The following is a 13,995-nucleotide window of genomic DNA, read 5'->3' as shown; positions in this document are numbered from 1 at the left end:
TTAAAATTCTTATTATCACAAGAATAACCAATCATAATCAGAAAGGTAACAGTGATTGACAACTTTTATGTTTTAGGTGTGAGATGATGCATCAACAAGGCGATTTATTTGGCGGCGATCTATGGCAAGAAGTAGAAAGAGGAAAACTTTATTATGATCCTCATTTTCTTAGCCATCTTGAGGCGGATAATTACTTTGACCAACTTCGAAAAACACTGCCATGGCACCAAGAACACATTACTATGTTCGGCAAGTCAGTACTTCAACCTCGCTTACAAGCGTGGCACGGTGATGCAGCATATACTTACTCAGGCTTAACCATGCAGCCTCACCCTTGGACTCCTGAGTTAACTCAGCTGAAAGTGCGTTGTGAATCAGTTGCTGATGTCACTTTTAATTCTGTTCTCGCTAACTTATATCGACACGGCCAAGACTCAATGGGCTGGCACCAAGATAATGAACCAGAGTTAGGTAGAAACCCTGTTATCGCATCTTTGAACTTAGGTGAAACACGTCGATTTTTGCTTAGAAATTTACATTGTAAAACTGAGATTGAATATGAGCTTTCTCACGGCTCCTTACTGATTATGGCTGGCGAGCTACAGCATCACTGGAAGCACTGCGTACCAAAAACCGCGAAAACTAAAGATGAACGTATCAACCTGACTTTTAGGCAAATTTTTAACTATTGACTCAGCTTTTACATTCTCAATTAATATTGATGGTAGGTTTAGGTTCAGGACTTCATAGGGAATGGATTTATGCGTATTAAACCTCTTAGCTTAGCGGTCTTACTCTCTTGCTCACTTACCTTTGCAGCTCAGGCATCACAGGAAGAGGTACCGCTTCTCGATAATACTCAATCAGCGCAGTTGATTCGTAGTACCTACGAACAAGAACTGTTCACTTTCCCGGCGTTTAAAGAGGGCCATTTTGGCTTACGCATGTACCGCCAAACATTAGATGAGAAATATCACGCTGCCATTTGGACCGACATGGCACAAGTAGCCAGCCGGTTAAACCAATTTGCTAATGAAGTCGTTGAACCAGAAGACATCATTCTCTATTCATCTCAAAGGCTGACCACGTATCAAGAGAAAGAAACCGAACGAGGTCAGCGACGCTATACCGTGACTAAACACCATCCTGAGTACCTTTATCTTGGTGTGGATTTGCTTGGCGCAATGGCAAGAGCAAACGAATATGGCCTAAAGCATAAACAAGACAAAACGCTGAGAAAAATTATTAGGCGCTACGATTTCTCGCGTTACGTTACGGACAAAGAGATGATAGAAGCATGGGCAGCTCAGCTTGCAAACCAAGTCTACTGGCTTCGTCAGTTAGGAGAGCAAGATGTGGTCGAGGAATTCACTCAAACCTTCCGTGACACCTACCCCGACGATAAAGATAAGATGCTTTCAGCTCAGCAGTATTGGAACAAACTTTATGGTATGACGCACATCATCTTTGCCGATTCACAGTATTATCAGGAGCGAGTAAGCGAGAAGAAACACCAATGGATTTATGATTACTTTCGCAACAATATCGACACTATCCTACTGCGCGCCAAAGAAGACGTGATTGCGGAAGTCGGCATTTCGTTTTTGTTAGCAGGCTTGGACCATGATCCGGTCGTAAAGAAAACCCGCCAAGCCATTCGTCACGCAATCAACGCAGAAAAAGGGATGATTCCGTCGGTCGACGGTAACTTTGATCTCAAGTACGGCGAACACCGTAACGTGCTAGCCATCATGCTGCTCGATTGGAAAGGGGTACATAAAGCGCCAACTTATCAAGAGCACCCAGAGGCTTTTAAATCGATACCTTACGGCTTAATGCCCAAGCCTCAGAAATAACAAAACCCGCCATTTAGGCGGGTTTTTAGTGTGTATCTTCAATCTAAATTAGAGAGAGATAAAAATGCCCGCTAAGCACGCACTCATCAGGTTAGCGAGTGTACCAGCAGCAACCGCTTTTAGGCCTAGACTTGCAACATCTTTGCGGCGCTCAGGTGCCATCACGCCGATAGAACCCAACTGAATCGCAATTGAGCCAATGTTCGCAAAACCACACAACGCAAAAGTGATAATAATTTGAGTATGCTCAGACAGTGTCGCTTTGTGCTGCACAAAATCGATAAACGCAACAAACTCATTCATCACCACTTTCTGACCAATGTATGAACCCGCAGCTAGAATTTCGTGGCTTGGCACACCAATCAACCATGCGAGAGGTGCAAACAAATAACCAAAAATCGCTTGTAGCGTTACGCCAGAGAAACCAAGTATCTCGCCCAAGTTTTCTAGCCCCGTGTTCACCATCGCGATAACACTCACGAAAGCGATAAGCATGGTACCAACAGCAACGGCAACTTTCATACCGCCCATGGCACCGCTTGCTAGCGCATCAATAACGTTACTTTCTTCTGATTTATCTAGCTCAATATTGTTGTAATCGCTTGGCGTTTGACGCTCAGGAACGATGATTTTTGCCATCATCAAACTACCTGGTGCTGCCATAAAGCTTGCCGCGATCAAGTATTTGAGGTCGACACCCAAACCAGCATAACCACCAAGCACACTGCCCGCCACTGAAGCCATACCACCAGCCATCACGGCAAACAGTTCAGAGCGAGTCATGTTAGAAAGAAATGGACGAATAAGAAGTGGTGACTCGCCTTGAGATAAGAAAATGTTCCCTGTTGCAACCAAAGACTCTGCTTTACTCGTACCCAAGAACTTCTGGATAGCGCCGCCAATAAATTGAATCACTTTTTGCATAATGCCCAAATAGTAAAGGGCGGAGATAAGAGCACTGAAGAAGATGATGATAGGAAGGACACGGATAGCGAAGATAAAGCCAGAAGAAGCGAGGTCACCAAAGAGGAATTTAATCCCTTCATCAGCAAAGCTGAGTAGCCCCGCGACACCATTACTTAAACTCGCCAGCGCCGCTTGACCCAACGGGAAATAGAGCACCAAAGCAGCAAACCCCATTTGTAGCATCAAGGCGCGAGATACAGTTTTCCAATTAATGGAAGAACGACCCTCAGAAAGTAGGAAAGCACAACCTAGCAGTGCAACAATACCAAATAGACTAAATAGAACACTCATGAGCTAGACCTACTAAACGTTGAAAAAGAAAAAAGAGCCAAAGGAATTGGCAGAAGAAAGGGACAACGCAGCGAGTGATAACTCACTTTTAGATCCAGAATGTAGACAGAACGAATAGTTCGACATCTTATTTTTACCTTATACAAGCAATTGAACGTAGCTGGTCCGGTCCGTGGGGTCATTCACTGCTGGCGAGCATGTTGCTTGGCCTGCTCCATGTGACGGCTTGTATGGGTAAGGGTCCTGAACAACTAAACCCTAATTCCCGCTTAAACGGGACGCAAGTATAGCCAACAAAAAGAGATATTCATCACATTTATTTACGCAAACGTTCAAGCGTTCAAAATTTAGGCAAAAGTACTCTTTTGTCGTCATACCATTAATAAAAGCAAGGGCATAAGGATAGGCGTTGATGGTAAAAAACATAAAAGTGACCAATAAATACGCAATCAAACTCGAAAGAGCCAAAATTCGTCATTTTGCTCTCGCCAACAGGTGGATTTTGGTTATAATTCGCGTTGCTTCTTTCGAGGCCTCTGAGTATTCAGAGCATCATGATGCCGAGATGGTGAAATTGGTAGACACGCTAGCATGAGGTGCTAGTGCCTTTGGTGTGAGGGTTCGAGCCCCTCTCTCGGCACCATTATCCTTCTTCCCTAATTTTGTTCGAGTGTAATGCAAAGTTCTAAGCAGGCAAGACAGTCTACAGATGCTAACCAACTTCTGAGTGAGCTTGCGGTTCACGCTTTATTACACCTGCACTTTAAAATTCACGCGTCCTCGCATGGCCTCTCCCTTAAAGAACGTAATGACTTACTTCAGAAATGGCTGAAACCAAAACTGAAGAGTAATCGCTATAAGCTGATTAAAAAGCCGTTAAAATCTTTGACTCAGCAGGCAAAAGGTGAGAACGGAAATCTGGAAGAATTACTCGAGCGCTGCGTCGGTGCAGACAAACCCAGAAATCCTCAACCCGATCTAGATAGCTACTTGCTGCTGATCAACGAGATTGAGAAGAAACTGGGGACTACCGTGTTATTATCGCGACCGGAAGACGTCGACTTATCTCACGACCAACACGGCTGTTTGCTGTGTGTGCTTTCTGAGAACTTAAATCAGCACTTCGATGATAATAACGCCCTAATCGCTCCTATTTCGATGCTGTTCCGCGGACCAATGAGTCAACGCTCACTTTTCCTTGGCAGCATTTACGCCAGTGGTACCTTCAATTATGAAGTGCAGTATCAAGACGACCAGTTCGTTCGCATCACATTAGAGTTAGCGTAACTGTAACGCTAAGAAATAAACGAATCGAAAAAGGCCGTGAAACTCGCGGCCTTTTGCTTATCTAGATTTAAACTTGAGTTAATCGATCTCTTTAAATCGAGCAGTAAAGTGGCGCAGCACTGGTGGCTCGTACTCGAAAGTGAGCCCTTTTAACTCATGTGCACGATTTTTCAGTTCGATAATCGCATCCGCAATGTAATCCATATGATCGTTTGTGTAGACACGACGTGGAATGGTCAAACGCATCAACTCAAGCTCTGACGCTTTTTGTTTACCCGTTTCCGGATCTCGACCAAGCAGCAACGATCCTATCTCTACTGCTCGAATACCCGCTTCCAAGTACAAAGCATTACACAATACCTGCGCAGGAAACTGATCCGCTGGAATATGTGGCAAAATCTTAGCGGCATCCACAAACACCGCATGACCACCCGTTGGGTATTGAATCGGAATACCGCCTTCACGTAAGCGCTCACCTAAGTATTGAACTTGGCTAATTCTATAGTGAAGAAAATCCTCATCCGCGGCTTCATACAAACCGCGAGCGAGCGCTTCCATATCACGCCCAGCCATGCCGCCGTATGTTACAAATCCTTCCATGGGTACGCAGCGCGTCTGCACCGCCTGGAACAACTCCTTATGATCACGAATACAACACATGCCACCAATGTTTACCATCGGGTCTTTCTTAGCTGACATGGTGAGCATATCACCGTACTGGTACATCTCACGGATGATTTCCAGAATCGATTTATTCTCGTAACCCGCTTCACGCTGCTTGATAAAGTAGGCGTTCTCACAGTAACGAGCCGAGTCAATCACCACTGGAATATCGTACTTGGTTGCAATCTCGTACACACTGCGCATGTTTTCCATCGACACAGGCTGACCACCGGAGCTATTACAAGTAATCGTGGTGATAATTGCACAAATGTTATGCGAACCGTGCGCTTCAATTGTTGCCACCAGCTTATCGATATCAAAATTGCCCTTCCAATCATAAGGCGTAGTGGTGTCGAATGCTTCTTCCGTTACCACGTTAATCGCTTTACCGCCATTGAGTTCAATGTGACCCGCTGTGGTATCAAAATGGTAGTTCGAGATAAATACTGGCGTTTCGCCACCACGCACCTGACGCATACGCTCAATCAAAGCGGGGAACAAAATTTGCTCGGCACCACGCCCTTGGTGTGCAGGCACGGTGAGCTTATAACCGAAAAAGTGCTCCACTGCATCACACAGGTTGTAGTAATTTCGACTCCCCGCATAGGATTCATCCCCCATCATGATGCCAGCCCACTGATTATCACTCATGGCACCAGTGCCTGAGTCAGTCAGCAAATCGATATAAACATCATCACTACGAAGAAGAAATGGATTATAGCCCGCTTCTTTTAACGCGACTTCACGGTCTGCCAAAGTCGTCATTTTGATTGGCTCAACCATTTTGATACGGAAAGGTTCTGGAATACGTTTCATTGTTAATTTCCTTATACGCATTGCCCTACGCAGTTTCACGTAAGACTAAAAAACAAATAGATAGAATGCTTTTCAATGCGATTGCATTGAGGAAATCAACGAGAAGAGATTTTACTAAGAAGAGACAAGCAGTAGTCTAGGTTATACCAGAACGACAGCACCAAACGGCTATCGAGAATATCCTTTATTCTCATCGTCTTCGTCCTCCTGATAAAAATAAAAGGTCAGAAACCCCATGTCTCTGACCTTTTCAATATAGTGTAGTTTTCAATCAATTTTCAGTGAGGTCACCCTCATTTTAAGAAGGTCTCGCCCTTTTCATTCTGCGTTTGATATTACTTTCTTTGACTAGGTAATCGAAAAGTGGCGCGAATAAGTTAGCAAATAGAATCGCTAACATGATGCCTTCTGGATAAGCCGGGTTCAGCACTCGGATAAAAATCGTCATCACACCGATTAATAGTCCGTATGCCCATTTCCCGTTATTGGTAAAAGCTGCCGAGACAGGGTCTGTCGCCATAAAGAAGGTACCAAACGCAACCCCACCAATCACGAAGTGCCAGTAGAACGGCATGGAGAACATGGAGTTAGAGTCTGAACCGATCGCATTCAATAGTAGTGAAGCTCCGATTAAACCGACCAACACGCCCGCAACAATTCTCCACGATGCAATCTTCATAAAGATGAGAACCAAGCCTGTTAGTGCGATCAACAACGTGGAGACTTCACCCATCGAGCCTGGTAAATTACCAACAAAAGCATCTCCCCATGAAATTGTTTGTCCTGTCATATTATTTATCAAGGCACTTTGCCCACCTTCATACCATTGGCTAAGTGGAGTAGCGCCAGAGTAACCATCAGCCGCGACCCATACCGCACCACCTGACATGTTGGCAGGATAGGCAAAGTATAAGAACGCGCGCCCTGCTAAAGCTGGATTTAGGAAGTTTCGTCCAGTACCACCGAAAATCTCCTTCGCCACAACAATACCGAAAGTGATACCTAAAGCCGCTTGCCATAGTGGAATTGTCGGAGGAAGGATCAGCGCAAAGAGTATAGAGCTGACAAAAAAACCTTCATTCACCTCATGCTTTCGCACAATAGCAAACAGAACTTCCCAGAAACCACCAACGATAAACACCGTAGCATAAACCGGAATAAAGTAAGTGGCGCCAAGCCACATTTTACTTGCCCACCCCGCTTGTGAAACCGCATCTAACGAGCCCCATACCCAACTCAGTTGCCATGAAGAAACAAGCGCTTGCTGAGCTGAGGCTTGATCCATTCCATACAACAAGGCATCACTCGCTTGCTGGCCTATGTTGTACATACCCCAGAACATGGCAGGGAAGACCGCCAGCCACACCATGATCATAATACGTTTTAAATCGATGCTATCTCGAACATGAGTCATGCCCTGATTTACCTTACCAGGCGTGTAAAAAATGGTTTCGACAGCTTCAAACAGTGGGTAGAACTTGTGATACTTCCCACCTGGACCAAACTTAGGTGTCGCTTTCTCAAAGTAATGTTTAAGGCTCATAACGCTCCTCCTTTATCTAAAAGATGGTACGCACATGTGTAAAAAGCGATCGTTTTTTAATCTCTTCGTCTTCCTTCTTCGTACTTCACCTTGTTCGCCACTCTTCTGTCTCCTCTTTAAATCCGGCGAACAGTTTATCCAACGAAAAAGGGACCGCTCATGGACACACTCGCCATTGACCTAGCTAGATTCCAATTTGCCTTTACTGTCTCTTTCCACATTATTTTTCCAGCTTTTACGATTGGTTTGGCAAGTTATCTCGCTGTATTAGAGGGCTTGTACTTAAAAACGGGCAACAAACAGTACATGCAAATCTATAAGTACTGGCTCAAAATCTTTGCCATCAGTTTTGGTATGGGTGTGGTGAGTGGCATCGTGTTGAGCTATCAATTCGGTACTAACTGGAGCGTGTTTGCCGACAAAACAGGCCCAATCCTAGGCCCGCTAATGGGTTATGAAGTTTTTACTGCGTTTTTCCTCGAAGCTGGGTTTTTAGGCGTGATGCTTTTCGGTATGGATAAGGTGGGTAAGAAGCTTCACTTCGCCGCGACTTGTATTGTTGCATTCGGGACGTTTTTGTCTGCGTTTTGGATACTTTCGGTTAATAGTTGGATGCAAACACCAGCGGGCTACAGTATCAACGAAGCCGGACAGTTTATCCCAGAAGACTGGTGGGCGATTGTCTTCAACCCTTCCTTCCCTTACCGGCTCGTTCATATGTTGCTCGCCGCTTACCTTACTACTGCCTTTGTTGTAGCCGGCGTTGCCGCTTATCACTTACTAAAAGCAAACCATAACCCTCTAGCCAGAATTATGTTCTCGATGGCAATGTGGATGGCTGCCATCGTGACACCAATTCAAATCGTTGCTGGAGACATGCATGGTTTAAACACCCTTGAACATCAACCCGCCAAAGTCGCCGCGATGGAAGGGCACTATGAGTCTCACCAAGGCGCGCCATTGATCCTCTTCGGTATCCCTAACGATGAAGAAAAACGCATGGAATACGCACTGGAAATCCCCAAACTCGGTAGTTTGATCTTAACTCATGACCTCAACGGTGAAGTGAAGGGATTAGATGCTTTTCCAGAGGAGGAACACCCTCCTGTCTCTATCGTTTTCTGGTCTTTCCGAGTAATGGTCGCGCTTGGTTTTGGCATGCTTGTTATTGGTTTGTGGAGCCTTTGGCTAAGAACACGTCGCAAACTTTTTGATTCAAGGGCACTTCAACGTATTTGTGTCCTGTTTGCCCCAGCGGGGTTCATTGCAGTTTTAGCAGGCTGGATAACTACCGAAGTCGGTCGACAGCCTTACACCGTATACGGTCTTTTAACCACAGCCAATTCGGCATCGCCTATTGATGCCGCCGCGGTGAGCGTCTCCCTGACGGCGTTCATCGTGGTTTACTTTGTGGTTTTTGGAGCTGGCTTCTTCTATCTCCTACGTTTGATGCGTAAGTCTCCAACTCGATATGAAGAAGGCCTAGATAGCCGACTTCCTGATGGCACGAAAACCGATGCCATCACACATTCTAACCATCTAACCTAGGAGCTAACTCATGGATTACGCATTAATTTGGTACGCTTTGATTGGGCTCGCCGTTCTGATTTATGTCGTGTTAGATGGCTTTGATCTCGGTATTGGTATCCTATTCCTCAGCGCTAATGACGATGAAGAGCGCGACATGATGATGAACAGCATCGCTCCTGTTTGGGATGGGAATGAAACTTGGCTAGTTCTTGGCGGTGGTGGACTTTTTGCCGTGTTCCCCCTCGCCTACGCGGTCATTATGCCAGCACTCTATGCTCCCCTGATTTTAATGCTGCTCGGGTTAATTCTGCGCGGGGTTTCTTTTGAGTATCGCTTCCGAACACAACGCGGAAAGTTTTTATGGGATAGCGCTTTTTTCATTGGTTCACTCACCGCGGCATTGATGCAAGGCATTATGCTCGGAACCCTGCTCCAAGGTATAGAGGTTAGTGAACGAGCATACGCAGGTGGATGGTTTGATTGGCTTTCACCATTTAGCGTATTTTGTGGCCTGGCGCTTGTTTGTGCTTATATTCTGCTCGGTTCATGCTGGTTATTAATCAAGCTTCCAGAAGAGCTGATGGGGCGCTATTACGTGGTCGCGCGACGATGGGAACTAGCGATGGTAGCCTGTATATTCATCGCCAGTTTGTGGCTGCCATTGAGCCAAAATATCGTATTTGATCGTTGGTTCTCATTACCAAACTCGCTACTGTTTTTCATTTTACCAATTATTACAGCGGCACTTATTTGGCAGTTATTCAAAGCCTTACTCGACCACAAAGCCGTCCGAGCCTACGTTCTTGCGATCGGCCTGTTTCTTGTGTCCGCGATGGGTTTCGGTGTCAGTACATTCCCTTACTTGGTCCCATTCGCACTCACTTATCAAGACGTCGCCGCGCCAGACAAAAGTTTGGCATTTTTACTTGCCGGTGCGGTGGTATTACTTCCTCTGATCATAGCCTACACGGCTTATTCGTACTGGGTGTTCCGCGGCAAGATGAAACGTGGAGAAGGATATCACTGATGAAACTAAAGCCCATTTTGTGGTTCATTGGCATTTGGCTGGCAAGCGTGGTCGCCTTGTTTATCATCAGTTCGTTGATACGAACTGCGATATTGTAGGCCCAGAGTCTACTGCACCACATCTGAAGCCATTGAGGTCTATACTCAAGCAAGAGTAAAACAACGGAGTGTTTTTATGACCTTAAAGCGGTTTCTGGTAACTTTGATTCCTTTGACGGTTCCACTGTTTTCACCAAATGCTTTGGCCGTAGACAAGCAGATGTCATCCGCCATGAAAAGTAAAATGCGGTCTATTTGCTCCGCAACAAACGAGCAGGGCCATTGGCAACTTGCTGAGGCAACTCCTGACGCCAGACGCTCACTCAACATGGTGCTTTATCAAATGAATGCCGATGATAAATTGAAAGCAATTCATGAGGTGAGAACCAAAATGGTCGGCGGCACCCATTATGCGTTTGAGTTCGAGTTGCAAGATGGTCAAGTCTGGAATGCAATTGTATTGCACAGTGCCCGAGGCGATTACATGATCGAAAGACACGCCAAGAAAGGCGAACTCTGCCCTAAAGATGGCAACTCCTAAATCCCAGATTCAAATACAATAAAGGCGACCGTTACGTCGCCTTTGTTTTATACCGTTTTCGCCTCTATCTTCTCATTCACTTTATCGCAAATGTATTCCCCAATCGGCATTGCCGATGTCGCTGCGGGTGAGGGTGCGTTGCAAACGTGTAGGCTTCTTGCGCTCTCGGCAAACAAAAAGTCATGAACCAAGGTGCCATCGGATAACACTGCTTGCGCACGAATACCCGCAGGATATGGTTTGAGATCGTCGACCTTGATGCTTGGGCAATATTTGTTGACCAACTTGAGGTAGCCCGGCTTCCACCACGAGTTCTTAAACTCATCCAGTCCGGTTTTTAGATGCTTTTGTGTCACCTTCCAAAAGCCGGAGAAACTGAGCATTTGCATGGTATCTTGCAAGCTGAAGTTAACCTTGTCGTACCCTTCTCGCTTCCAGCCTTGCACCGCATTTGGACCAACGGTCACACTGCCATCAATCATGCGAGTTAGGTGGACACCCAAGAATGGCAAATCAGGGTCTGGAATTGGATAAATAAGATGATTCACCACTTGGTCGTGTTTGCTATCTAAGCGGTAGTATTCACCGCGATAAGGGATAATTTGGAAATCGGTCGTAATAGACATCATCTTCGTCATGCGATCCGCCATCAAGCCGCTGCAAGTGACCAAGAATTTGGCATTGAGCTGCATGGTTTGCCCGCCTGAAATACAGGTCAATTGAACTTCTTCGTCTTTCTCTTCGGCAGCCACCACTTTGGTTCTCAGGCTGATGTGACCGCCGAGCTTTTTGAACTCTTCCGCCATCTGCTCCGTGACCAAACGATAATCGACAATACTGGTGGTTTTGACATAAATCGCGCCCAATCCCGTGATGTTTGGCTCAGCCAGCTTGAGTTGAACTTCATCGAGTAGCTTTACGTCGATGCCGTTGACATGGCAGCGCTCATAGAGGGCATTCATGCGTTCGACTTCTTGCTCATTGGTCGCAACCAGTAACTTGCCACAGTTCTCCACCGGAATATCGTGCTGAGCACAGAACGAAATGGTTCGCTCTACCCCACGCTTACAAAAATCGGCTTTTAGGCTGCCCGGTGCGTAGTACACTCCAGCATGAATCACGCCGCTATTGTGTCCGGTTTGGTGCTTCGCAAAACCGGACTCTTTCTCAACCAATAAAATGGATTTGTCTGGGTGGCGTTGCTGCAGTTGCCATGCTGTCGACACACCAACGATACCGCCACCAACAATGATGTAGTCATAGACTGATTTCATACGACCTCTTATAAAACCGATAGTTGAGATTGTTGCAATTTGAACTTGCGACCACTGTAAATGAACACCGCGACAAATACCGCGCAGCTTGCCACACGAACCAACATTGGTATGTCGTGCCAAACCAGCAATGTACCCACCACTACCAACAAGAGACGCGTCAGAATGTTTAGAGGGCCTTCCAAGTAACCTTCAATCGCACCAATCAATGCATAGGTACCGATGATGGCAAAAAAGCCCACGGTAATTACCGACGTTACATCCCAACTGACTAAGCCTGTGTAAGCAATCAACAGCGGGACAAGATACAAACCTTTGGCGATTTTCCACGCCATCAAACCGGTACGCATTGGCGGTGTTTTAGCAATGGTTGCCGCAGCAAAGGCGGTCAAACAGACTGGAGGCGTAACGTTGCTGTCTTGCGATAACCAGAAGATGATGAGGTGAGCAGCCAGCAATGCCAAGCCTACCGCTTCCATACCCAAACTTTGCTCTAATAGGGTTTCCATAAAGTCCGCAGGTACTAGCGCTACCATTTCTTTCGCGGTTTCCAACGCCATTGGTGCATTAAGCAGTTCCAGCTTTTCTGGCGCCGCCAACATAAAGATGGCTTTGGCTTGTTCAGGCAATTGACCTGACACCATCAATTCAAGCAATTGGTTTTCCGCAATCAACTTGTAAAGCGCAGGGGCAGACAGTGTGCCCAATACAATATACGCCGCTGTCACGGGTAAACCCATACCCAAAACAAGAGAAGCGAGTGCAATCAGAACGATCATGATGAACAAGTCGCCATTCGCCCAACCGTCGATCATCAGTGAGAAGGTGTTGCCGATACCCGTTGTGCTGATCACATTGATCACCAGACCAATACCCACCAGCAATACGGCAGTTGTCGCCATGTTTTTCGCGCCTTGCGAAAGTGCTTCGATGATCGCTTTTGGTCCCATCTTGTGATCTTTCGAGAACCAAGACGCCACCACCACTGAGATGATCGACAAGCCCGCAGCGTAAGTCGGTGTAAAACCTTGAACCAACAAAGTAACCAATACCGCCAGCGGGATAAGGTTGTGCCAACCGCTGATCAACACTTTTAATAGAGATTCATCGCTGGTCGTGATTTTTTGAACGCCGCTGCGTTTGGCTTCGATACGCACAAAGAACGCCACGGACAAGAAATAGATAAGAGCAGGAATGAAAGACACCGCGATGATATCGACATAAGGAATTTGCGTATAAGACGCCATGATGAAAGCACCCGCCCCCATCACTGGTGGCATCAACTGACCACCTGTTGACGCTGCAGCTTCAACACCCGCCGCAAAGCGCGAAGGGAAACCCGCTTTTTGCATTAAAGGAATACTGATAACACCGGTTGAAACCGTATTTGCCACACTAGAGCCCGATACTGAGCCCATCAAACCGGAGCCAATCACCGCAATAAAACCGGGACCACCAATGATTTTGCCAGCCGCAGCACGTGCCACATTGATGATGTAATCACCGACACCAGAGCGAACGAGAAACGCACCAAACAGAATGAACATGAATACGAAAGTCCAACTGATGCGCGAGATAGAGCCAAACATGCCCTCAGAAGAATAAAAGCTACGGTAGAGCAAAGTTTCCATGCTCAAACCCGGGAAATGGAAAATACCTGTCGCCCACTTACCCCAAAGCACAACGTAGCTTAAACACACCACAATCAGCACTGGAATAAACCAGCCCATGGTGCGTCGGATCAGCTCAATCACAATCAGAATTGCCATGATGGCGAAGACCCAATCGCTGGTCACGAACTTAACACCACGTTCATACAGCGCATCTTCGGCATAGGGAATATAGAGTAAACATGCGACCGCGCCCATGGCAATTAACACATCGATACCGAGTGCAATCTTACTCTGCTTGAGAGAGATATGAGCCGGATACCAAAGCGCACAAATCACCGCAAAGCCAGCAAAGTGGGTCGCGGAAATCCATAACTCTGGTAACGTCGATAAGGTATTAAACCAAATGTGCAAAGCAGACAACACCACGCCAAACACTGTGATTGTGGTGGTTACCCACGGAAAATCAGTGCGCGTGGGCAGCTCAAACTTCTGCAATTCCTTTTCTATTGAGTCGCTCATCTCATACTCCAAGCTCTGGCGGCTTTTTCCA

The 13,995-nt window shown here is 46.3% G+C and carries 12 protein-coding genes and 1 tRNA gene; 8 read left to right on the top strand and 5 right to left on the bottom strand.

The annotated features are described in order from the left end of the window. Positions 1–86: 86 nt before the first annotated feature. On the top strand, positions 87–692 hold the full coding sequence (locus tag KI742_RS00300; RefSeq protein ID WP_005374161.1) for an alpha-ketoglutarate-dependent dioxygenase AlkB: 606 nt from the start codon (positions 87–89) through the stop codon (positions 690–692). Between the two features lie 69 nt (positions 693–761). Continuing rightward, the gene (locus KI742_RS00295; protein WP_285384996.1) at positions 762–1,856 is read left to right on the top strand and encodes a DUF3541 domain-containing protein; all 1,095 of its coding nucleotides are present in this window, start codon (positions 762–764) and stop codon (positions 1,854–1,856) included. Between the two features lie 48 nt (positions 1,857–1,904). Here the strand turns inward: KI742_RS00295 and KI742_RS00290 are convergent, their stop codons facing one another. Continuing rightward, the gene (locus tag KI742_RS00290) at positions 1,905–3,113 is read right to left on the bottom strand and encodes a NupC/NupG family nucleoside CNT transporter (RefSeq protein WP_017635515.1); all 1,209 of its coding nucleotides are present in this window, start codon (positions 3,111–3,113) and stop codon (positions 1,905–1,907) included. Positions 3,114–3,525: 412 nt separating this feature from the next. Between KI742_RS00290 and KI742_RS00285 the strand changes: the two genes are divergently transcribed. The 3 genes from KI742_RS00285 to KI742_RS00275 all read left to right on the top strand — a co-directional run bounded on the left by KI742_RS00285 (position 3,526) and on the right by KI742_RS00275 (position 4,400). Beyond that, positions 3,526–3,708 carry a hypothetical protein gene (locus KI742_RS00285; protein ID WP_021035910.1) on the top strand — a complete coding sequence of 61 codons (183 nt, stop codon included), beginning with the start codon at positions 3,526–3,528 and terminating at the stop codon, positions 3,706–3,708. Then, positions 3,673–3,756, top strand: a tRNA-Leu gene (locus tag KI742_RS00280). Before KI742_RS00285 ends, KI742_RS00280 begins: the two co-directional genes overlap by 36 nt. A gap of 32 nt (positions 3,757–3,788) precedes the next feature. Continuing rightward, a complete protein-coding gene (locus KI742_RS00275) occupies positions 3,789–4,400 on the top strand; it encodes a DUF2913 family protein (protein WP_005384170.1) in 612 nt (203 codons plus the stop codon). Between the two features lie 78 nt (positions 4,401–4,478). Here KI742_RS00275 and KI742_RS00270 read toward each other — a convergent pair whose 3' ends face one another. Together KI742_RS00270 and KI742_RS00265 are read right to left on the bottom strand one after the other, a co-directional pair. After that, positions 4,479–5,879: a tryptophanase gene (locus KI742_RS00270; protein WP_005384172.1), complete on the bottom strand. Its 1,401-nt coding sequence runs from the start codon at positions 5,877–5,879 to the stop codon at positions 4,479–4,481. Between the two features lie 298 nt (positions 5,880–6,177). Next, positions 6,178–7,422 carry an NADH:ubiquinone reductase (Na(+)-transporting) subunit B gene (locus tag KI742_RS00265; protein WP_285384998.1) on the bottom strand — a complete coding sequence of 415 codons (1,245 nt, stop codon included), beginning with the start codon at positions 7,420–7,422 and terminating at the stop codon, positions 6,178–6,180. A 159-nt stretch (positions 7,423–7,581) separates the two neighbouring features. Between KI742_RS00265 and KI742_RS00260 the strand changes: the two genes are divergently transcribed. The 3 genes from KI742_RS00260 (at position 7,582) to KI742_RS00250 (ending at position 10,558) form a co-directional block, all read left to right on the top strand. Then, positions 7,582–8,970, top strand: a complete 1,389-nt coding sequence (locus KI742_RS00260) for a cytochrome ubiquinol oxidase subunit I (RefSeq protein WP_054579216.1) — start codon at positions 7,582–7,584, stop codon at positions 8,968–8,970. 10 nt (positions 8,971–8,980) lie between these two features. Continuing rightward, the gene (cydB, locus tag KI742_RS00255) at positions 8,981–9,979 is read left to right on the top strand and encodes a cytochrome d ubiquinol oxidase subunit II (RefSeq protein WP_285384999.1); all 999 of its coding nucleotides are present in this window, start codon (positions 8,981–8,983) and stop codon (positions 9,977–9,979) included. Positions 9,980–10,153: 174 nt separating this feature from the next. Then, positions 10,154–10,558 carry a cystatin gene (locus tag KI742_RS00250; RefSeq protein WP_213911830.1) on the top strand — a complete coding sequence of 135 codons (405 nt, stop codon included), beginning with the start codon at positions 10,154–10,156 and terminating at the stop codon, positions 10,556–10,558. Between the two features lie 47 nt (positions 10,559–10,605). Here the strand turns inward: KI742_RS00250 and lhgO are convergent, their stop codons facing one another. Beyond that, the gene (gene lhgO, locus KI742_RS00245) at positions 10,606–11,832 is read right to left on the bottom strand and encodes an L-2-hydroxyglutarate oxidase (protein ID WP_285385000.1); all 1,227 of its coding nucleotides are present in this window, start codon (positions 11,830–11,832) and stop codon (positions 10,606–10,608) included. Positions 11,833–11,840: 8 nt separating this feature from the next. Continuing rightward, positions 11,841–13,964 (bottom strand): TRAP transporter permease, encoded by a 2,124-nt coding sequence (locus tag KI742_RS00240; protein ID WP_009705104.1) that lies wholly within the window; start codon positions 13,962–13,964, stop codon positions 11,841–11,843. Between the last annotated feature and the right edge of the window lie 31 nt (positions 13,965–13,995).

Source organism: Vibrio sp. D417a (assembly GCF_030248595.1).
Lineage (GTDB): Bacteria > Pseudomonadota > Gammaproteobacteria > Enterobacterales > Vibrionaceae > Vibrio > Vibrio alginolyticus.
The sequence above is the reverse complement of the archived record's forward strand: the minus strand, read 5'-3'. Positions and strand labels throughout refer to the sequence as shown.

Excerpts from the sequence above, each read along its gene's own strand:
- KI742_RS00300 (WP_005374161.1), top strand. The coding sequence starts at position 87 with ATGCATCAACAAGGCGATTTATTTGGCGGCGATCTATGGCAAGAAGTA.
- KI742_RS00295 (WP_285384996.1), top strand. The coding sequence starts at position 762 with ATGCGTATTAAACCTCTTAGCTTAGCGGTCTTACTCTCTTGCTCACTT.
- KI742_RS00290 (WP_017635515.1), bottom strand. The coding sequence starts at position 3,113 with ATGAGTGTTCTATTTAGTCTATTTGGTATTGTTGCACTGCTAGGTTGT.
- KI742_RS00285 (WP_021035910.1), top strand. The coding sequence starts at position 3,526 with ATGGTAAAAAACATAAAAGTGACCAATAAATACGCAATCAAACTCGAA.
- KI742_RS00275 (WP_005384170.1), top strand. The coding sequence starts at position 3,789 with ATGCAAAGTTCTAAGCAGGCAAGACAGTCTACAGATGCTAACCAACTT.
- KI742_RS00270 (WP_005384172.1), bottom strand. The coding sequence starts at position 5,879 with ATGAAACGTATTCCAGAACCTTTCCGTATCAAAATGGTTGAGCCAATC.
- KI742_RS00265 (WP_285384998.1), bottom strand. The coding sequence starts at position 7,422 with ATGAGCCTTAAACATTACTTTGAGAAAGCGACACCTAAGTTTGGTCCA.
- KI742_RS00260 (WP_054579216.1), top strand. The coding sequence starts at position 7,582 with ATGGACACACTCGCCATTGACCTAGCTAGATTCCAATTTGCCTTTACT.
- cydB (WP_285384999.1), top strand. The coding sequence starts at position 8,981 with ATGGATTACGCATTAATTTGGTACGCTTTGATTGGGCTCGCCGTTCTG.
- KI742_RS00250 (WP_213911830.1), top strand. The coding sequence starts at position 10,154 with ATGACCTTAAAGCGGTTTCTGGTAACTTTGATTCCTTTGACGGTTCCA.
- lhgO (WP_285385000.1), bottom strand. The coding sequence starts at position 11,832 with ATGAAATCAGTCTATGACTACATCATTGTTGGTGGCGGTATCGTTGGT.
- KI742_RS00240 (WP_009705104.1), bottom strand. The coding sequence starts at position 13,964 with ATGAGCGACTCAATAGAAAAGGAATTGCAGAAGTTTGAGCTGCCCACG.